Source organism: Cupriavidus sp. WKF15, from assembly GCF_029278605.1.
Taxonomy (GTDB): domain Bacteria; phylum Pseudomonadota; class Gammaproteobacteria; order Burkholderiales; family Burkholderiaceae; genus Cupriavidus.
Window position 1 is genome coordinate 637,576 of record NZ_CP119572.1, and the last position, 19,914, is coordinate 657,489.

Annotated in this window: 15 protein-coding genes; 13 read left to right on the forward strand and 2 right to left on the reverse strand. The window is 62.0% G+C overall.

All coding sequences use genetic code 11. The features are described 5' to 3' along the window. The first annotated feature begins 7 nt into the window (after nucleotides 1-7). The 9 genes from CupriaWKF_RS03030 (at nucleotide 8) to CupriaWKF_RS03070 (ending at nucleotide 14,188) form a co-directional block, all read left to right on the forward strand. A complete protein-coding gene (locus CupriaWKF_RS03030) occupies nucleotides 8-1,216 on the forward strand; it encodes an IS91 family transposase (RefSeq protein WP_276099565.1) in 1,209 nt (402 codons plus the stop codon). Between the two features lie 717 nt (nucleotides 1,217-1,933). Then, nucleotides 1,934-2,656 (forward strand): Crp/Fnr family transcriptional regulator, encoded by a 723-nt coding sequence (locus CupriaWKF_RS03035; protein ID WP_276099566.1) that lies wholly within the window; start codon nucleotides 1,934-1,936, stop codon nucleotides 2,654-2,656. A gap of 472 nt (nucleotides 2,657-3,128) precedes the next feature. Further along, nucleotides 3,129-4,430 carry a Rieske 2Fe-2S domain-containing protein gene (locus tag CupriaWKF_RS03040; protein WP_276099567.1) on the forward strand — a complete coding sequence of 434 codons (1,302 nt, stop codon included), beginning with the start codon at nucleotides 3,129-3,131 and terminating at the stop codon, nucleotides 4,428-4,430. Between the two features lie 111 nt (nucleotides 4,431-4,541). After that, on the forward strand, nucleotides 4,542-5,006 hold the full coding sequence (locus tag CupriaWKF_RS03045) for a hemerythrin domain-containing protein (RefSeq protein ID WP_276099568.1): 465 nt from the start codon (nucleotides 4,542-4,544) through the stop codon (nucleotides 5,004-5,006). 103 nt (nucleotides 5,007-5,109) lie between these two features. Further along, the gene (locus tag CupriaWKF_RS03050; RefSeq protein ID WP_276099569.1) at nucleotides 5,110-6,051 is read left to right on the forward strand and encodes a tripartite tricarboxylate transporter substrate binding protein; all 942 of its coding nucleotides are present in this window, start codon (nucleotides 5,110-5,112) and stop codon (nucleotides 6,049-6,051) included. Nucleotides 6,052-6,168: 117 nt separating this feature from the next. Further along, on the forward strand, nucleotides 6,169-7,476 hold the full coding sequence (gene fahA / locus CupriaWKF_RS03055) for a fumarylacetoacetase (protein WP_276100649.1): 1,308 nt from the start codon (nucleotides 6,169-6,171) through the stop codon (nucleotides 7,474-7,476). Between the two features lie 98 nt (nucleotides 7,477-7,574). Next, nucleotides 7,575-8,516, forward strand: coding sequence for a 2-hydroxyacid dehydrogenase (locus CupriaWKF_RS03060; protein ID WP_276099570.1), 942 nt, complete (start codon nucleotides 7,575-7,577; stop codon nucleotides 8,514-8,516). A gap of 178 nt (nucleotides 8,517-8,694) precedes the next feature. Then, the gene (locus CupriaWKF_RS03065; protein WP_276100650.1) at nucleotides 8,695-10,440 is read left to right on the forward strand and encodes a dihydroxy-acid dehydratase; all 1,746 of its coding nucleotides are present in this window, start codon (nucleotides 8,695-8,697) and stop codon (nucleotides 10,438-10,440) included. Between the two features lie 193 nt (nucleotides 10,441-10,633). Next, entirely contained in the window at nucleotides 10,634-14,188 is a 3,555-nt protein-coding gene (locus CupriaWKF_RS03070) for an indolepyruvate ferredoxin oxidoreductase family protein (RefSeq protein ID WP_276099571.1), read from the forward strand. Nucleotides 14,189-14,885: 697 nt separating this feature from the next. Here CupriaWKF_RS03070 and CupriaWKF_RS03075 read toward each other — a convergent pair. Both CupriaWKF_RS03075 and CupriaWKF_RS03080 read right to left on the reverse strand, forming a co-directional pair. Continuing rightward, a complete protein-coding gene (locus CupriaWKF_RS03075) occupies nucleotides 14,886-16,058 on the reverse strand; it encodes a porin (protein ID WP_276099572.1) in 1,173 nt (390 codons plus the stop codon). Between the two features lie 295 nt (nucleotides 16,059-16,353). Further along, nucleotides 16,354-17,322: a PDR/VanB family oxidoreductase gene (locus CupriaWKF_RS03080; protein ID WP_276099573.1), complete on the reverse strand. Its 969-nt coding sequence runs from the start codon at nucleotides 17,320-17,322 to the stop codon at nucleotides 16,354-16,356. Nucleotides 17,323-17,696: 374 nt separating this feature from the next. Between CupriaWKF_RS03080 and CupriaWKF_RS03085 the strand changes: the two genes are divergently transcribed. The 4 genes from CupriaWKF_RS03085 to CupriaWKF_RS03100 all read left to right on the forward strand — a co-directional run bounded on the left by CupriaWKF_RS03085 (nucleotide 17,697) and on the right by CupriaWKF_RS03100 (nucleotide 19,908). After that, on the forward strand, nucleotides 17,697-17,864 hold the full coding sequence (locus CupriaWKF_RS03085) for a hypothetical protein (protein ID WP_276099574.1): 168 nt from the start codon (nucleotides 17,697-17,699) through the stop codon (nucleotides 17,862-17,864). A gap of 388 nt (nucleotides 17,865-18,252) precedes the next feature. Then, a complete protein-coding gene (locus CupriaWKF_RS03090; RefSeq protein WP_276099575.1) occupies nucleotides 18,253-18,531 on the forward strand; it encodes an AraC family transcriptional regulator ligand-binding domain-containing protein in 279 nt (92 codons plus the stop codon). A gap of 113 nt (nucleotides 18,532-18,644) precedes the next feature. Further along, nucleotides 18,645-18,836: a hypothetical protein gene (locus tag CupriaWKF_RS03095; protein WP_276099576.1), complete on the forward strand. Its 192-nt coding sequence runs from the start codon at nucleotides 18,645-18,647 to the stop codon at nucleotides 18,834-18,836. A gap of 100 nt (nucleotides 18,837-18,936) precedes the next feature. Further along, entirely contained in the window at nucleotides 18,937-19,908 is a 972-nt protein-coding gene (locus CupriaWKF_RS03100) for a zinc-binding dehydrogenase (RefSeq protein ID WP_276099577.1), read from the forward strand. Nucleotides 19,909-19,914 lie beyond the last annotated feature (6 nt).

Consider the following 19,914-nt stretch of genomic DNA (forward strand, 5'->3'; position numbering starts at 1 on the left):
GCCTGCGATGCGGCCGGCGCTCGAGGTGGCGGATATCTTCCGCCGCTGCGGCCCTCACTACCGGCAGACCCATGCCGATTCTCTCAGTCGTGCCCAGCGCCGTGCGATGAGCGCCATCGAGCTATGCCGCACCGCCGCGCTCGGCGGTCATGTCGAGCAGTGCGATGCCTGCGGACATCAGCGCATTGCCTACGACTCGTGTCGCCATCGCTGCTGTCCGAAGTGCCAGTCGCTCGCCCGCGCGCAATGGCTCGAACGCCGGCGCGCCGAGCTGCTCCCTTCAATCGAATACTTCCACGTCGTCTTCACGCTGCCCGAGCCCGTCGCCGCGCTCGCGTACCAGAACAAGAAGGTGCTCTATGACATCCTGTTTCGCACCAGCGCGGAAACGCTGCACACGATCGCCGCCGACCCGAAGCACCTGGGCGCGGAGATCGGCTTCCTCTCGGTCCTGCACACGTGGGGGCAGAATCTGCTGCACCATCCGCACGTGCACTGCGTGATACCGGGCGGCGGCATTGCACCGGACCGCGAGCACTGGATCGCCTGTCGACCAGGCTTCTTCCTGCCCGTGCGGGTCCTCTCGCGGCTCTTCCGGCGACTCTTTCTCGACCGGCTGCGTCGCGCGTTCGCCGCCGGCGCGCTGCGTTTTTATGGCCAGCTCGAGCCGTTGCGTGACCCGCCATCGTTTGCCGCCTGGCTCGCGCCCGCTGCCCGCGCGGAGTGGGTCGTCTACGCGAAACCACCGTTTGGTGGCGCTGCACAGGTGCTCGATTACCTGGGTCGCTACACGCATCGCGTCGCCATCTCGAATAACCGGTTGCTGCGATTTGATGGCGATTCGGTCCTGTTCCAGTGGAAGGACTACCGTCACGAAGCCCGCCACAAGACCATGACGCTCACGGCCGACGAGTTCATCCGCCGCTTCCTGCTGCATGTGCTGCCCGACGGTTTTAAGCGCATCCGCAGCTACGGGTGGCTCGCGAACTGCCACCTGGCGGCGCGCCTGGCCACCTGCCGGCGGCTGCTCGGTGTCGAGCCGCCCGCCGCTGCGTCCCCCCCCATTGCTGAAGATTACCGTGACTGTTACCAGCGGCTCACCGGCAAGTCACTGCGCGATTGCCCCGTCTGCGGCAAGGGCCACATGGTCCGCATCGAAGGCGGTATGCCTGGCGTCCTTCCGCGTGGTCCGCCAGACCCCAGCCATGGACACTGACCAGCATCACCACCACCCCGAGTACGTTGGTCTTTCCCCACGGCCAATGCGAATCCACTCATGCTTTTGCGTCATCACACCATCAAAATGCCGCGAAACAGAGCACTATCTGCCTACTAACCCTATTCTCCCGATCTTCGCGCGACCGGCTCGGTCAGACCGCCCGCTTCCGGCGTGCCATGGCCACGCCCCGGGTAACGCAAATCACCGTGACGATCATTCAATGCCCATAAACGCCAGCGCCTGCGGAGCGGTTTAGCACAAACATTTTTTTGATTACCGATCGCAGGCTGACCAGACCGGCCTGGTCACGCGTCAGTAGCCGCGATCGCCAACCAAAAAAATCTCTGCTCTGCAGAGGTTTACATATCGACCCATTTGGGCCATTCGAGTCCGCCAACCCTACGGCGGCTTTCCAGGAACAACGGACATCAGCGCCGTGCAGTGCCTGCAGGCTAGCCAGGCTGCGCGGGTACATCCGGGGCCACCTCAAGTCGATTCTCTAGTTCCACAAACCAGCGGGGTCACTTTATCGGTACCACGGTGATACAAGGGAACAAGGGGCCAGGTCGTGCAGACACTACCGGCGTGTCCATCGCATGGGCGGAGGCGCGCTGAGCGCGAACAGCGAACAATGCTAGGATACAAAAAGCAAGTGCCAAATCGCCCAACGTCAAGGAACAAAGGCGGGTTGCTACTCACAGAATGAACGATCCCATGACCAGCAACGATCCTGTCTTTGCAGATGAGCACACAAGCAAGTTGCTTGCACGTGCCATGTTGGGACGCACATTCCACGATTGCCCGGTAGATGTGATCGACAGGATACTTGACGCCGGTACTCTGCGCACCTACGCTGCAGGCGAGTATGTCGTGCGGAGAGGCACCCACGCTACAAATTTCCTGCTTGTGGTCAGAGGAGAGTTGGAGCACAGCGCCACCTACGTATCAGGCCATCGACACCTATTCGGGTTTCTGAGACAGGGCGATTGCAGCGGCATAATATCCCTGATGGACGGCGGCGAGCACATAGTCGACCATATTGCTCGCGTCCCGACGGTACTCTTGGCGATTCCCAATGCGGCAATCATGCGGGAAATGCAGGACCAGCCGCAACTTTGCCTGGCATTGTTGCGTCAACTGGCTCCCCGTACCAGGATCAAATATAGCCGTGTGACCCTGGATCCGGGCGTGCCATTGCCGATACGGCTCGCATGGGCACTGCAAACAATGGCAACCCTGTATGGGCTGCGGCGCGGCGAGAAAATCGTGCTCGATGTGAAGCTGTCACAAGGCGACATTGCCGATTGGCTGGGAGTCAGCCGGCAACACCTTAATCCTCACCTGAAGCAACTCGAGAAAGATGGCATTATCTGCCTCGGGCGTTCTAGCTTGACTATCCTGGACCCGGATCGCCTCGCCAGGATTGCTGCCAGCTGATCGCCTCGACGCTGGCATACCGATTTCCCGGCGTGCGCGACGGACCGCCCCGGATAGACCCCTTAGCCAGAGTCAGGGCTGGCTATTCCCTTCGAAACCGCCTCCCAACGGGACTATCGCTTGCAGAAGCTCTGCGCAGGCGTGCGGCCCAGTGCGTGACGCTCTGGCGCAACGTACATCCATCACGCGCTGAGTTCCCGGCTCCGCAGTGCGTGTCCTCCAGGTAATCCCTGCTCGGGAACGGGGGATCTGTCGCCTTTATGACAGAACTAATTGGTGTCCTTCCCTAAGATTGCCCCATCGCTTTTCCACGGCCAGAGAAAGCAGGTTCCGGCACCGGAACCCATTCTCGCGCGGGAGGGAACCCTCATTCTCCATTGCTTCCGGCACCTCGCTGGCAGAGAGCCGCGTACGCCACGCGGCGCTAAAGGAAAGGCGGTCCGGCTAATCTGAGTTAAATCGAGGAAAGACTATGCTTTCGAAGGAAGATAACATCCGCTTCACCGAAGTCGAACCCGGGGCTGCTCTCCATTCAATGGCCAAACGGTACTGGTTGCCGTACCTACGTGCCGAGGCGTTGGAGGCCAATGGCAAGTCCAGAAAGGTTGAACTGCTGGGCGAGACCTACATCTCGTTCCGAGCGGCGGATGGCACGCTTGGATTCCTTGACGAGCAGTGTCCTCATCGTGGCGCTTCCCTTGTGTTGGCACGCAGCGGCGACAACGCATTGACCTGCATCTTCCACGGCTGGAAGTTCGATGTCAGCGGCAAGTGTGTGGAGACGCCTTCCGAGGCCAATCCGAACTTCTGCAAGACCGTCAAGGTGAAGACCTATCCTGTGCGCGAAGCGGGCGGCGTATGCTGGGTGTACCTCGGCGAAGGCGAGCCGCCTGTTTTCCCGGATTACGAGTACTTCAAGGCCCCACCCGAGTACCGCCGCGCGCGGGTTGGTTATTGCCATTCCAACTGGACGCAGAACCTCGAGACCTTGCTGGACTCCTCTCACATAGGTCTCCTGCACGCCAGCGGCGCAGCCACCCAGGCCCCAAACATCAAGCAGGCTGCTGGTATCAACACGCCAAAGCTTTCAGTTGTGGAAACGCCGTATGGCCTTCAAGGCTATGCCCTGCGTGATAGGGGCGACGGCACGGTCTCGCTTCGGGTGACGGAATTCGTGGCACCATTCACAGTGCTCAATGGCGCCACCCGGGAAGAGGAAGGACGCCTCCTGTACATGGTCCCGATCAATAACCGGCGCGCTGCATTTTGGCGCATGGAATGGGATCTGAACCACACGCAGGACTATTGGGTGGAGCAGGCAAAGGCCGAAGGCATGGAGGAGTTGTTCTTCGAGGACCCTGACGATTTCCTTGCCAATGTCTTTGACCGGACCAAAGAGAACTATGACCAGGATCGCGAAGCCATGGCCCAAGGGCACTGGTCCGGATTCAAGCATCTGCGCGCAGAGGATGCGGCCGTGTCGGACAGCGTCCCGATGGTCGACCGAACCAAGGAAAATCTTGGCGCCAGCGATCTCGTGATCGCCCGGATGCGTCAACAGTTCTTCCGGGGGCTGGAAGCGTTCGAGAATGGCGGCCCGGCGCTGGGTCTTGGGCCGCGAGGCGATGGTAGCGGGATTCCGTACGCCGATATGCGAGGCACTGCGGAGCTCATCTCTTCGGATACGGATCCCAAGGATTTTCACAATCGGGTTCTCCGGGAAGAGCGCGCGGCTGCCCGCGAGGCGTTCCTTGCGGCAATGGAAACCAAATAATCCGGGAATCCGTGCGATCCCGCGGCGGACAAGGCATTCAGACGACTGGCTCGCACGCCCGGGCTTTTGCGGCCCGGGCCCGGCGGCCCACTCCTTCAGGCGACCAAGCACATGACATTCGCACACGCAAAAGCCCACGAAGTAACGTTGGCATGGAACGACAAACTGAAGCTGGGCCTGGCAGCCATGGACGACACACATGAGGAGTTCGTCGAGATCGTCAATGAGATGCTCACCTGCGCCGACGAGGACGTAGCACGCTGCCTGGACCTGTTCGAAAGGCATGCAGAGGCGCATTTTTTGCAAGAGGAGATGTGGATGCAGACGAGCGGATTCCCAAGCATGGACTGCCATGTCAAGGAGCACGAAGCCGTCGTGGCTTCGGTGCGAGAGGTTCAGGCGCTACTGCGGAGTGGCGGGGCGCTTGAGGTGGCACGCCGGCTCGCCGCCGAACTGGCTCGGTGGTTTCCCGCACATGCGGACTATCTCGACGCCGCGCTTGCGCAATGGATCGTCAAGCGTAGCCACGGTGGCCCCCCCATTGTCGTGCGTCGCAACATGCAGTTCGATGGCTAACATGAAGGCGCAGCTACTCATTGGCTGTACGAAACTAATCTAAAGAGGTCTCAACGTGCCCCCGTATAGAAGACGATTCCTAAGTTTTCTTTCCACCGTGCTGGTGTCCGCTGTCATCGGCGCCGGAACCGCCTCAGCTGGCGAATTCCCGGAAAAGCCAATTACCCTCGTTGTGCAGGCAGCGGCAGGCGGAGCAGCAGATCTGCCGGCGCGCATTGTCGGCCAGAAGCTCGGCGTTCTCCTTGGTGTTCCGGTCGTGGTCGAAAATATGCCGGCAGCGGGTGGCATTGTGGCCACGAGGCGAGTCATTCACGCGAACCCGGACGGCTATACGCTTCTCGTCTATGGAACGAAGGCTGCCATCGCTGAATCCCTGTTCAAGACACGTCCCTATAACCTGACGAAGGATCTGACTCCCGTAGCGCTTATCGGCTTCACCGATCTGGCCCTCGTTGTGGATCGAAAATCGCCGCTGAAGACGGTTGCGGATCTGGTCGCGGCCGTCAAGGCCAAGCCAGGTCAGGTGACCGTGGGCGTTGGCGACACGGTTGGCGGCATTCAGCATCTGGGCGCTGAATTGCTGAAAGCTTCGATACAGGGAAACTTCCTGATCGTTCCTTACGGTTCAATCTCAAAGCTAACAGTGGCGGTCCGATCCGGAGAGGTTGACGCAGCATTCGAGCTGCTCCCCGGTATGCTGCCGCAGGTCAAAGGTGGCGAGGTGCGTGCCCTGGCCACTGCGGGAAGCCAGAGAAACAGTGACCTGCCGAATGTCCCCACCCTGGCGGAGTCGGGCGTCCCGAACGCGGAAATGACGACCCTGAGCATGATCGCCACACCAGCCGGAACGCCTCCTGCCGTGATCGCCAAGCTGAACAATGCAGTGAACCAGGCGCTGAGCCAGCGTGACGTCCAGGAGGCGCTGCGCGGTCGCGGTGCCACACCAGCAGCGGGCACGAAGCCGGCAGATGCCCAACGCCTGATGGAAGGCCAGGTGACCAGGTGGCGCGATGCCGTTCGGCTGGCGAAAGTGCCTCTTCAATAATTCGGTCGGTGGCGATCCGGGGGGCATTGCGCCCTGAACATGGATAGACCGCTTCGATAAATCTCTGGAATTTCAATCGTGGAAAAACATACGCAATCTAATGATCGCGCTGGCGCGATGCGCCTTAACGAAACGCATGGCCCGGACCTCAGGTCTTTTGTGAGCTCGGCGAACGATCCAGCCACGGAGTTCCCGATTCAGAACCTGCCGCTTGCTATATTCCGCCGCAGGGGTGCCAATGAGCCATTTCGCGTTGGCACGGGTATCGGCGATCAGGTTCTCGACATTGCGGCGGTTCAGGAACTGTTCGATGGCAGTGCGCGCGAAGCGGCCAGAGCGTGCGGCGAGCCTTCCATGAATGCATTGATGGACCTGGGTCCGTCGCACTGGTCCGCCTTGCGCCTGGGCCTTTCGCGCATCCTGCGGGATGACAGCCAGTACGTGACCGCCATCAATGCATGCCTGACTCCAATCCGCGACGCCGAGTTCGGCTTGCCCGCGAAGATCGGCAACTTCTCGGACTACGCGGCGTCGCTGCATCACGTCTCCAAGGTCACGAAGATTGCGCGTCCCGAGAACCCCGAGCTTGACCCGAATCTGGTTTGGAGCCCCATTGCCTACCACCACCGTCCTTCCACCATTAGGCCGCACGGGCACGGCTTTCTGCGTCCGAAGGGCCAGCTCGGGCATTTCAAGGATGGCAAGCCGGTGTTTGGCCCGTCGGAAAAGATGGATTACGAGGCCGAACTGGGCATCTATATCGCCAAGACCACCGATTTCGGCAAGGCCTTGAGCCTTGATGAGGCTGAGGAGGCCATCTTCGGCCTGACCGTCCTGAACGACTGGACGGCGCGGGATATCATGTTTTGGGAACGCCTGCCGCTCGGTCCGTTCCTGTCGAAGAGCTTCGACACGACGGTTTCACCGTGGGTCGTGACCATGGAAGCCCTCGAACCATTCCGCCGCGCGTCGGTGCGTTCGGCTCCCTATCCCGATCCCTTGCCGAACCTGGACTCGGCGCAGAACCGGGAGCGCGGTGCGCTCGATGTGCATGTCGAGGTACTGCTCCAGACAGAAAAGGGCGAAGCAAGCGGTTTCAGCCCCGTATCGCTTTCCCTCAGCAACACGCGCGACATGTACTGGACTGTCTCCCAGCTCGTCGCTCATCAGACGTCGGCGGGCTGCAACCTTGAGCAGGGCGACCTGATCGGCACGGGAACCATCTCTGGCCCTGCACGCGAAGAATCCGGCTGCATGTTCGAGCTCACGCTGGGCGGCCAGGCAGAGGTCGACATGCCGACGGGCGAACGCCGCGGCTTCGTGGAAGACGGCGATACCCTGATTGTCCGCGCGTACTGCAAGGCCGATGGCTTCCGCAAGATCGGTTTCGGCGATGCCGGCTCCACCGTGCTGCCCAACACCTGAGCCACACCGGCAGTCCGCACCCCGGTGCGCAGACTGTCCCCTCATGGCTGGTATCCGGCCGGCCTTGATTTTCACCTCCACAGGATTTCAGCGTTGCCATGAGACCAAAGCTGCTTCAGCACGGCCGGTTGCCGCCTGCACTCGAATCCAGGCTGGCTCAGGCCTACGACGTCCACCCGTTGTGGGCCGAGACCGATCCACAGGACTTTCTCGCCGAGCGTGGGGGCGAGTTCACGGCGCTGACAACCAGCGCGATCAGCGGCGTCAGCGAAGCCTTGATGGTCGCGCTGCCGTCACTGGGGGTGATCTCGAGCCTGGGTGTGGGCTTGGACAAGATCGACCTCGAGGCCGCACGCAAGCGTGGTATCGCCGTTGGGTACACCCCCGACGGGCTCAACGACTGCGTCGCGGACACGGCGTTCGCACTACTGATGGACGTGGCGCGCCGTATCAGCGCGGGTGACCGCTTCGTCCGGAAAGGAGAATGGCCGAACCGTCCGTTCCCGCTCTCCACGCGGGTCAGTGGCAAGCGGATCGGCCTGGTCGGCATGGGCCGTATCGGACGCGTGATTGCCCGGCGCGGCACCGGCTTCGACATGTCGGTGCGCTATCACAGCCGCCGACCGGTGACCGATGTTCCCTACCAGTACTTGGCATCCCTCGTGGAGCTTGCGGAGTGGGCCGACTTCCTGGTGATTGCCACCGCAGGCGGGCCGGAGACGGAGCATCTCGTCAACGCCGGTGTGCTCGATGCGCTTGGCCAGAAGGGCTATCTCATCAACATCGCGCGTGGCACCGTGGTCGACGACGCGGCCCTCATCGACGCGCTGCAGAGCGGTCGCATCGCCGGCGCCGGCCTGGATGTGTTCGCGAACGAGCCACACGTGCCGGAGGCCTTGTTCGGGCTCGACAATGTAGTACTGCTGCCGCATGTCGCCAGCGCTACCGAGGAGACGCGCCAGGCGATGGGCGAGTTGTTTCTCGAGAACCTAGCCAGCTTTTTCTCCTCGGGACGACCGAAAGCATCGGCATTGGATTAGCCGGGTCGAGGGGGCAGCCACAACCGGACGTGACCCGGCACACGCTTCATCTGATAGAGAACCGGTAAAAACGCGCGAACTGTCAGATAGATGACTTCGGGGTGGCATTGTTGGCTTTTAACATGGTGTCTCCGTTTCCCCGTTCCATAAATTGAATGACATTCAAGGCAGTAGCATGATGCAGCCCGATGAATTGAGTGATGAAAAGCACGGTGGCGAGGACTTTGATTCCTCGCAGCGTTCAAGGCTTGTGAAGCACGGCCTGGAACGTGCTCCACATCGATGGCAACTGCGCGCGACCGGACTGGACGATGCCGCCATCGACCAACCCTTTGTAGCAGTGGCGCACACATTCGGGGAGGTAAGTCCCTGCTCGCAGTCACTGCTGCCACAGATCCAGGCCGCGAAACTGGGCGTTGAAGTCGGTGGCGGTACCGCCCGGGAGTTCTCCACGATTTCCGTCTCGGATGTCCTGGCGCAGCAGCACGATGGCATGCGTTACAGCCTGATGTCACGTGAAGTCATCGCCGATTCCGTGGAGGTGGTAGTTCGTGCGCAAGGCTACGACGCCCTGGTTGGTATCGGTGCTTGCGACAAGACCCTTCCTGGCCTTCTCATGGCCATGGTTCGCCTGAACGTGCCCAGCCTGCTCCTCCACGGTGGGCAGATGCTGGTGGGCTGGCACAAGGGTGAGCAGGTCAACCCGCTACGCATGTTCGAAGGTGTGGGCAAGGTTCACGCTGGTGAAATGACCGCGCAAGAACTGGAGCAGATGGGCACCGATATCGTGACGACGAGTGGCGCGTGCCCAGGGCAATTCTCTTCCGGTACTGCCGGAAGCATAGCGGAAGTGCTTGGCTTCACTCCGCTCGGATCTACAAGCATTCCCGCTGCGTTCTCTGTTCGTCAGGCCGTGGCTCGCAGGGCCTCCGAGCAACTGATGCGGAACGTCAAGAGTGGTGGAGGACCATTGCCCCGCGATCTGGTGACACGAAAGGGTCTGGAAAATGCGGTGGCGGTCGTTGCCGCGACAGGTGGATCGACCAATGCGAGCTTGCACCTGCCGGCGATCGCGCATGAAGCGGGCATTGCCTTTGGTCTGCGCGATATGCAAGAGATCCTGCGCCGCACGCCGACATTGGCCAGCCTGATGCCCGGCGGGCCGCATGTACCCTACGATCTGCATCGGATTGGCGGCGTGCCCGTGGTGCTCAAGGCGCTGCTGAAGGGCGGCTACCTGCATGGCGATGTACCGACCCTGGATGGCCGCACGCTTGAGGAGGCACTTCAAGATGTAGCGGACCCGGATGGCACCATCGTGCGGAGTCACCTGCAGCCGTTCCGTGAAAGTGGTGGACTGGTAGTGCTCACCGGGAATCTGGCGCCAGATGGCGCCATTATCAAGATCGCCGGCCTGACCAAGCTGTCGATTGAAGGGCCGGCCAGGGTCTTCGAAAGCGAGGATGATGCACTCGCCGCGGTCAAGCAATTGGCCTACGATGAAGGCGACGTCCTGGTCGTCCGCAACGAGGGTCCACACGGCGGCCCAGGAATGCGGGAGATGCTGTCGGTGACCTCGGCCATCGTTGGTCAGGGCCGGGGACAGTCCGTGGCCCTGGTGACCGACGGTCGCTTCTCGGGTGGCACGCGCGGGCTGTGCGTGGGACACGTTTCCCCCGAGGCCTCTCAAGGTGGTCCGTTGGCACTGGTGAAGAGCGGGGATCGTATCCGCATTGATGCTGGTACGGGAGAGATCGAATTGCTCGTTGAAGAGGCGGAATTGCGGCGTCGCCGCGCCGAATGGAAGCCCGTCGAACGGCCGGTGCGCCTGGCAGGCGTCACCGAGAAGTATGTCCGGCTTGTCGGCCCTTCCAGCCGCGGCGCAGTGACTCACTCCGGCGCCATGGAGTGGCCGCTGGGCTGAGTCGGATCCGCCTGGCTGATGCCACGGGAACATGCCCCTGAGGGGGTGTTCCTGTGGTATCTCCGCGATGGCAGGTGCCTCGCGACCCCACAAACATAAATTACCCGGCGAGTTCGGCGTACTGTCCGCCGCATGCGTGCATGTGGCAGCGGACGCTCACGCCTGATCGATCCTAACGACGACACGAATTGCAATGAGCGTCCTGACATCTACACCTGTGCGCGATATCTCCCCGTCTGCAGAAGACACCCGGCAATCTGGGGAAACCAGCTCCTTCACCTTTTTCAATGGCGTGCAGGCACTCGTACGCCTGCCGCTCCTGCAGCAAAAGCGCGATGCCCTGGCGGGCCGGCGCACCGCGGGCTTTATTTCCGGCTATCGCGGGTCGCCGCTGGGCACCTATGATCAGGCGCTGTGGAATGCCAGCGTCGAGCTCAAGGCCCACGACATTGTCTTCCAGCCCGGGCTGAACGAGGAGCTCGCCGCGGACGCGGTGTGGGGCACGCAGCAACTGAGCTATGACGCCAAGCATAGCAAGTTCGACGGGGTGTTCGGCATCTGGTATGGCAAGGGGCCGGGCGTGGACCGTAGCCTGGACGCCCTCAAGCATGCCAACCTGAGCGGGACGGCGGCGCTGGGCGGCGTCATGGCGGTGGCCGGTGACGATCACGTCTCCAAGAGCAGCACGCTGGCCCACCAGAGCGACCAGACGTTCATCGCGGCAGGGATCCCCGTGATCGCGCCGGCGTACGTACAGGACATCCTCGATCTCGGGTTGCACGCATTTGCGATGAGCCGGTTCGCGGGCATCTGGACTGGCATGAAGACCGTCCAGGAAGTGGTGGAGTCGGCCACCTCGGTCGACCTCGATCCGCTGCGCGTCCGGATCGCGCTACCGGAAGACTTTCGCATGCCGGACGGCGGCATCCACATCCGCTGGCCCGACGATCCGCTGGAGCAGGAAGCGCGGCTGATGCAAGCGAAGTGGCCCGCCGCGCTTGCCTACGTGCGGGCCAACCGCCTCAATCACAATGTCATCGAAGGCCGCGCGGACCGCGTGGGGATCATTGCTTCTGGCAAGGCCTTTGCCGACGTCCGACGGGCGTTGCTGGACCTTGGCCTCGATGATGCCACCTGCCGGCAAATCGGCCTGCGCCTCCACAAGGTCAATGTGCCATGGCCGCTCGAGCCGCAAGGCCTGCGTGAATTCGCCCTGGGCCTGCGTGAAGTGCTTGTGGTCGAGGAAAAGCGTCCCATCATCGAGTCACAGGTCAAGGACGAGCTCTATCACTGCCCGCCCAACCTTCGCCCCCGCGTTGCCGGCAAGTTTGACCTTGCCAGCGGAGATGGCGATGTGGGTGGCGAATGGCGCCATAGCCACGCGCACCAGGATTGGCTGCTGCGCGCGCCCGCTGACCTGACCCCCGCCTTGATCGCCAAGGCCATTGCCCGCCGCCTGAAACAACTGGGTGTTCCGGCCGACATTGCGGCGCGCATGGATGTCCGGCTGGCGATCATCGCCGCGAAGGAAAGCGCGCTGAATGTCCCGCAGGGCACAGGTGCGCAGCGTCAGCCCTGGTTCTGCCCTGGCTGCCCCCACAACACCAGCACCAATGTGCCCGAGGGCTCGCAGGCGATGGCCGGCATCGGCTGCCACGGCATGGCTGCGTGGATGGACCGCGCCACCGCCTGGGCGCAGATGGGCGGAGAAGGCGCTCCGTGGATCGGCCAGGCACCGTTCAGTACGCGCCGCCACATGTTCGCCAACCTTGGCGATGGCACCTATAACCATTCCGGCTTCCTCGCCATCCGGCAGGCGGTATCGGCCAAGGCGAACATTACCTACAAGATCCTCTTCAACAGTGCCGTCGCCATGACCGGTGGCCAGCCGATCGACGGTGGTCTCGACGTCGCCTCGATGACGCGCGAGCTTGAGGCGGAAGGGGTGCGCCGCATCGACGTCGTGACCGATGCGCCGGAAAACTACGCAAATGCCACGCGGCTCGCGCCCGGGGTCAAGGTCCACCACCGTAGCGAGCTCGACGCCGTGCAGCGTGAGCTGCGCGAAGTGGAAGGCGTGACCGCGCTAATCTACGACCAGGTGTGCGCCACCAAGAAGCGACGCGAACGCAAGCGCGGAACCCGTGCCGACGCGACGCAGCATGTCTTCATCAATGACCTCGTTTGCGAAGGCTGTGGCGATTGCTCGAAGCAAAGCAACTGCGTGGCAGTACAGCCGCGCGAGACCGAGCTGGGCCGCAAGCGGCAGGTTAACCAGAGCACCTGCAACAAGGACCTGTCTTGCGTCAATGGATTCTGCCCAAGCTTCGTGACGATCGAAGGCGGCAGCCTCAAGCAGCCCACTAAGCCTGCCAGCGCCAAAGCCTCGCCGGTCTCGTTGCCTGAGCCGACGCTGCCGCTTGCCCGGAGTGCATGGGGCATCCTCATTGCCGGCGTGGGTGGCACCGGTGTGGTGACCATCGGGCAGGTGCTCGGCATGGCCGCGCACCTGGAAGGCAAGGGCGTCGTCACGCAGGATACGACCGGCATGGCCCAGATGGGGGGCGCGACATGGAGCCACGTACAGATCGCAGACGAACCGGACGCGATCCATGGGGCATGCGTTGCCATGGCAAACGCGGACCTGCTCATCGGGTGCGATGCCATCGTTGCCGGACACAAGACTTCGCTGACCACGCTGGCCCCGTCGCGCAGCTTTGTGGTACTCAACACGCATGCAACGCCGACTGCGGCCTTCGTGCGCAATCCCGACTGGCAGTCGCCCCATGCGGAATGCCAGCAGATGCTCGAGTCCGTCGTCGGAAAGGAAGCAGTGGCGGCCTTCGATGCGGAATCGATTGCCACGCGCATGCTGGGTTCGTCGGTGTACACGAACATGCTGCTGCTCGGCCACGCCTGGCAAAGCGGCCGCATTCCGCTCCCACGCGAGGCGATCCTGCGCGCTGTGGAAATGAACGGCGTCAAGGTGAAGGAAAACAAGGCCGCATTTGAACTGGGCCGGCGCTGCGCGCATGACCCGGCCTGGGCGCAATCGGGCGACACGGCGGCCCAGACGATCACGTTCACCAGGAAGCCGTCGCTTGACGCCCTGGTCGACACGCGTGCCAAGTTCCTGACCGACTACCAGAATGCCGCGTACGCAGACCGCTATCGCGTCTTTGTGGCGAAGGTGCGGCACGCCGAGGCGTCCTTGAATGCCGGCACGCGACTGAGTGAAGCGGTCGCACGCAATCTCTTCAAGCTGATGGCCTACAAGGACGAGTACGAAGTCGCCAGGCTGCACACGGGCCGCGCCTTCCTTGACCAGATTGCGCAGACTTTCGAAGGCGAGTACCGCGTGGTCCACCACATGGCACCGCCGCTGCTGTCCCGGCGCAACGCGAAAGGCGAACTGGTGAAGCGCGCGTATGGTCCCTGGGTTCGCACGGCAATGAAGGCGCTGGCGCGGATGAGGAGCTTGCGCGGCACGCCGCTGGATCTGTTCGGCTACACCGCCGAACGCAAGATGGAGAGGGCGCTGATCACCCGCTATCAGGCCACGATCGAAGAAGTCCTGGCGGCACTTGGCAAGAACAACCTGTCCGTCGCTGTCGAGATTGCGAACCTGCCCGATGAAATCCGGGGCTTTGGTCACGTGAAGGAGCGCCACCTCGCGACGGCCCTGCCGCGCCTGGATAGCCTCATGGGCCAGTGGCGTACAGCGGCGGGATCGAGATCCAGTTCCTGAGGGGTATTCAAGGGATAGCACTTGGCTCCGCGCCCGGGGGAATCACCCGGACTTGGCCGCCAGCGGAAACACCGCTGGCGGCCATTTTTTTTGCCCTCGCGGCGTGGCGCCTGGCAACCCGACGACCCTGCGCCCCCGGCGATGTTGTCTTGATGACAACTCCGAGATGAAAATCGCTTGAACTGCCTGCAATCAGACAGGACCTGTTTGAGGCGGCCGACCGGCTATGCCGACTACGGTGTGACGAGTTTACCGATAGCCGTCAATGCAAGGCCAGCGTGGGCGAACAGCCATTGACCGGGGACCCCTTGGCTGGTTTCGCCACCATCCGTTCGCCTAAGGCCAGGCTGCTGGGCAGGCGGCTGCGCGTGGCATTGGAGACTGCAGTCGAGGACGAGGGCTGGGCTGATCGTTATGAGCGTTGCGTATCAGAACCGGCGAGATCAGTACGCGCGGGGAGTGGCTCGCTACGCCGAGAGCGAGATTGCGGCGCTCCTGTCGGACTGAACTTGCAGCCAGGGTTTTTTACGGGGACTTGCCTAATGGGTACTCGGGCTCAATGGAGTGCCCAGCAGAGGCGGGATGACGCGCACCTGCACGAAGGTGCGTCGGCTGTGGGAGTAGGGGGAGGAGCTACTCGGGCCCAATGCTGCCCGAGTAGCCGATTGCGCGGTGCCTGCCGGACTGGCGAAGGACCTCAGAACTTATGACGGATGCCGATGGCGGCGCCAAACTGGTTGGTGTTACCGCTTGCCAGGAAGTAGCTGCTGGCGAAGCCGTTCGCCGAGGAGTCGAAATTCAGTCCGGAGTTCTTGGCATAGGCGGTGGTCAGGTAGACATCCGTGCGCTTGGAAAGGCTGTAGTCCGCTACGAAGCTGATTTGCCAGGGATTGGCCGGATTGGTCGACGGAGCCACCGAGCTGACACGCAGCGTCTTCAGGTCGTCATAGTAGTAAGCGAGCGTAAGACCGAGGGCAGAGGTGGCCTGGTAGTTTATCCCCACCCAATAATAATCATCGCGTAGAAGCGTGGCGTCGGTATTGCTCTTGCCATTTCCCCAGCGGTAGCCGGCCACGAATTTGGCCGGGCCCACGACATAGCTTGCCGCGATGCCAGCCTTTTTCGCTGTCCCTGGGCTGCCGGCCGTTACCGCGGCGTTCCACTGGTCATAGGCGAGGGACAAGCCGAGCCCATTCGAGCTGTACATCAGGCCCCCGCCATAGGCCGTGTTGTCACGAAAGTGACCCGGCACCTCGCCGGCACCTCCGTTCGCTAGCGGTGTGACGCCCAGAGCAGCCACGCCTACGCCAAAACTGTAGTGGGCAACTGCGGTGAGGCCGCCGAATACACCGGTGTACTTGACTGTGTTATCAGCGCGACCGTTAGGGCCAAGTTGAAGGAATACCGGCTCATACATTGATCCGTAGCTAAGCGGCGAGGCGTGGGCGAACATATCAAACATGGAGGAATACTGGCGGCCGAAGGTAAGCTTGCCGACGCTGTCACTCTGCACACCGACGAATGCCTGACGACCGAAAAGACGCCCCCCTTGCTGAAGCGCCCCGGTATCCAGTCCGAAGCCGCTTTCCAGTACAAACAGAGCCTTCAGGCCTGTGCCCAGGTCTTCTGTCCCCCGCAGTCCAAAGCGGGACCCCGACAAGCCGCCACTGCTGGCCAAGGAGAACCTGTTGCCGCCAGCCTGCTGCGTGATTACGCCAGTCGTGGGGTTGATTGTCGGAGCGCCAATTGCCATATGATTGACAAATTCAACCGGCACATCTGCTACCCCATACACCGTGACGCTCGACTCCGCCCAAGCGGTACCAGCGCACGCCAGCAGTGAAGCAGCGACAACTTGTTTTATCCTCATATTCAAGTTCCTCCTCGTCCCTTTCATTTTTTTGGGAAGTCATTGGGGTTTCGCCCCGGCCTTTTCGCCGAGACAATTCGTGCGCCCATAACGGACGCGATGCTATGCAGGCAGACTCCTGCGACGGATCGGTGTGAACGCGTCCGGGAGGCTGCTGAATCTGGTTGCCGAGGACTACAGGAGGGGTGCAATGACGGAGCGTACGGCGTTGATGACGACACAGCGATACTGTGTGTTGGACTCCCCGATCCAATGATGTGCTTGAGGACCGGCGTGTCCATGCGCTCGCTCTCGCTTACAGGTCGAGCACCAGGTCCTGGGACTTGGCGCGCGAGCAGCAGATAATGATCTTGTCCCCGGCCAGCTTTTCGGCGTCCGAGAGGACAAAGTCGCGATGGTCCGGAGTGCCGGCGATCACCCCGGTTTCGCAGGCCCGGCACACGCCGCCCATACATGAGTAAGGTGCATCCACGCCGGCAGCGAGTAATGCCTCGAGGATGGTGCTGTCCGGCCCGACTTCCACAACCTTGTCGGACTTCGACAGAACGACGCTGAAGGTGTCGTTTGCGCAGCCCTCTGCTGCTGGCGCAATGGGGGCGGCAAAGTATTCGAGGTGCACTTTGTCCTGGTCCAGATCTTTGCAGGCTTCGGTAAAAGACCGGAGCATGGGAACCGGTCCGCAGCAGTAGAAGTCGCAGTCCGGCGAGCTGGACTCGACGATGGCCTGCAAGTCCAGCATCTTTTCCTTCATGCCACCATCAAAATTCAAATGAACAGTTCCTCCCGACCGGGATGCAAGCAGGAGGAACTCATCCACAAATGCGGCCCCCTCTCTTGTTCGTGCTGAGTAGTGCACGCACCAGGGTGCGCCGATCTCTGAAAGACGCTGCACCATGCTCCAGATGGGCGTGATGCCAATGCCACCAGCGATGAAAACAGAGGGAGCACCCGATTCACTAAGCGGAAAGTTATTGCGAGGCTCGGACAGCTGGACCTTTTGGCCGACTCTGAGCAAGTCGTGCATATATCGTGAGCCACCGGTACCCGAGGCTTCCCGATTGACGGCAATCAGGTAGCGCTTTGAATCGCCCGGTCGATTGGTCAGGGAATAGCTCCGCACAAGGCCATTTGGCAGGTGCACGTCAACGTGCGCGCCCGCGGTGGGCATGGGCCATTCCTGACCATCTGTCGGACGGAATTCGAAACCCAGAATGCCGTCGGCAAGCTGTTCAATTGCGTGCAGGATTGCGTTGAGTTTCTTCATGATCCAATGAGAAATCTGAAATTGACTCGACTGGGGAGCGCTGTCGCCAGGGCAAGTGGGAGGCGCCTCTGTCGTAATGAGCGGAGGATATGTCGCGCCCCAGAGCGTGTCTGTCATATTTGTGACAGTAATCGGAAGCTGCCACGCATGTGGCTTCGCTGTGACATGCGGGGACGGGGCCTTCCGGTCTTCAGGAGAGAGCGCGAGATGTTTGTCTTTTTGACAGAACCAATGCGTGCGCTGTCCTACGGTGTCAGGAACTTTGCGGTGGTGAGTTGATCGTCGTCGATGGTGGGACGCGTAGAAGTTGCCGGCATCCTAGTGACCAACTTTTCATGACTGGCTGCAACGTTATAGGAGAGTCACAGTGAGCCATGTACAGGCAAGATTGCTTCAGGACAAAGTCGAGGTCATCACGGGGGCGGGTCGTGGCATCGGGCGTGCCATTGCGCTGGCTCGGTGCCACCGTGGTGTGCAGCGCCCGACGTGAAGCCGATATCCGCGAGACCGCCGCGCTCATCGAGGCGGCGGGCGGGCCATGAATGCCGCACTTAGTGAACTATGCGTCGGGCACGAATCTCTTCTGTCAGGCCGGCGAAGCCTTTTGTGGCGTGGGTATTGTCGTCGGCAGTGCGAGTGTCGCATTGGGACAGAGCAAGATCGCCGACAGCGACCCTGCGCTTTGGCGTAAGACCATCGATTTCAATTTGATCGGCGCCTACCATGCTGCACACGCTGCCATCCCTTGCACTGTTCCTGGCCAGCGTGCCGGATCGGGGCCTGAGCTCCCAGAGCTTCAGCCTGATGCGCCGCGCCTGAGGCCAGGCCGGGCAGAGATACAGGTCCAGCGATAACCGACGGCTGCAAAAGCCTTGCAGCCACTGCCCGCGCAAGGAGGGACTATGGGCCGTTTAGTCCGCAGTGCCCCGCATGACTGGTTATACCGAGGTTGCCCGCTCGGTGGGACTGGATCCACATCGGATCCTGGCCGAAGTCGGGCTGCCCAGAAGCTGCCTGGACGCCGGCAATAAGCCGGTCTCGGCGAGTGCTGTCTACCGGCTGCTCGAAGTATCGGCGGCGGCATCCGGCGTCGAAGACTTAGGCTTGCGCATTGGCGGTGCGGGACTGGCTGGCGTGCGCGGCGGATCTGCGGAGCGGGCGGGGGCTTCTGTCGTCTTTATGACAGAACTAATTTATGCCCTCCCGTAAGATTGCCCCAGCGCTTTTCCACAGCATGCGAAGGCGCATTCCGCTACAGGAACCGATCCCCTTCACGGCGTGAAGCCTGGTCGCTTCACTGACGTCGAACCCGGGGCCGCGCTGTGGAAGAGATCATCACGCAAGGGAACGCCCGCAACTATGCAGCGGTACTGCGTGCGGCTTCGATTGCCGAGAGGATTTGGGGATACGGTCACGTAAAGGAGTGCATTTTCAAGGCAGTGGATTCCAAATGGAATGATGCGGTGGCACAGCTTTCGAGCCGCGCAGTCTTCGAACTTAAGCAGGTTGCGTGAGTTCGCACGACATATGACGTTTCAATTTGATCTGCCGGCCCCCCGCCGCCCTGCGGGGCGGCGACCACCCAAACACACTCCACCGAACAAGGAGAACGACGTGAAGGCAGTGCGAGTGATTTCAAGCCCGGATGGCGGGCAAGTCGTCATCGAGGATATCCCCGCGCCCGTAGCCGGGCCCGGCCAGGTACTGGTGCGTGTGCATGCCGCCGGGCTGAACCGGGGCGAGGTCATCCAGGCGAAGGAACTGCGTACTGGCAACACCATCACCACCGGTGTCGAGTTCGCCGGGGAGATCGCTGTGGTTGGCGACGGCGTGACCGGCTGGCACGAGGGCGACCGCGTGATGGGGCGCGGGCGCCGCTGCCAGGCCGAGTTCGTCCTGGCCGACCCCATGGCACTTATGCCGATTCCTGTCGACCTGTCCTGGATTGAGGCCGCTGCCTTCCCCAACGTATTCATCACCGCACATGACGCACTGGTGGTCAACGGCCGGCTCAAGGGCGGCGAGTCGGTGCTGGTCAATGGCGCCTCGGGCGGCGTGGCGATGGCGGCCATCCAGATCGCCTCGCTGATGGGCGCCAAGCCGGTGTTCGCTCAGTCGCGCTCGGCTGCGAAGCTGGACAAGATCAGCCAGTATGGCATCGACGTGGCCATTGATTCGTCCCGTGACGACCAGGTCGAGACCATCATGCGCGCGACGGACGGGCGCGGCGTCGACATCATCATCGACACCGTTGGCGGCCCGGTCTTCGAGGCCAACCTGAAGAGCCTCGCCGTGCAGGGCCGGCTGGTCAACATCGCGCGTCTTGGCGCTCCCACCGCCCAGATCGACCTGACCCATCTATGGATGAAGCGCCTGCACCTAATCGGGGTCACCTTCCGCACGCGCTCGGCGCAGGAGCGCCTCGACTGCATCCAGGCCTGCGCCCGCGACATGCTCCCCTTCCTGCGCGCCGGACGCATCCGCCTGCCGATCGACCGCACCTTTGCCATGACGGACATCCACGCCGCGCATGCCTATATGAACCAGGACCAACACGTCGGCAAGATCGTGTTGACCCTCGACTAATGCTTC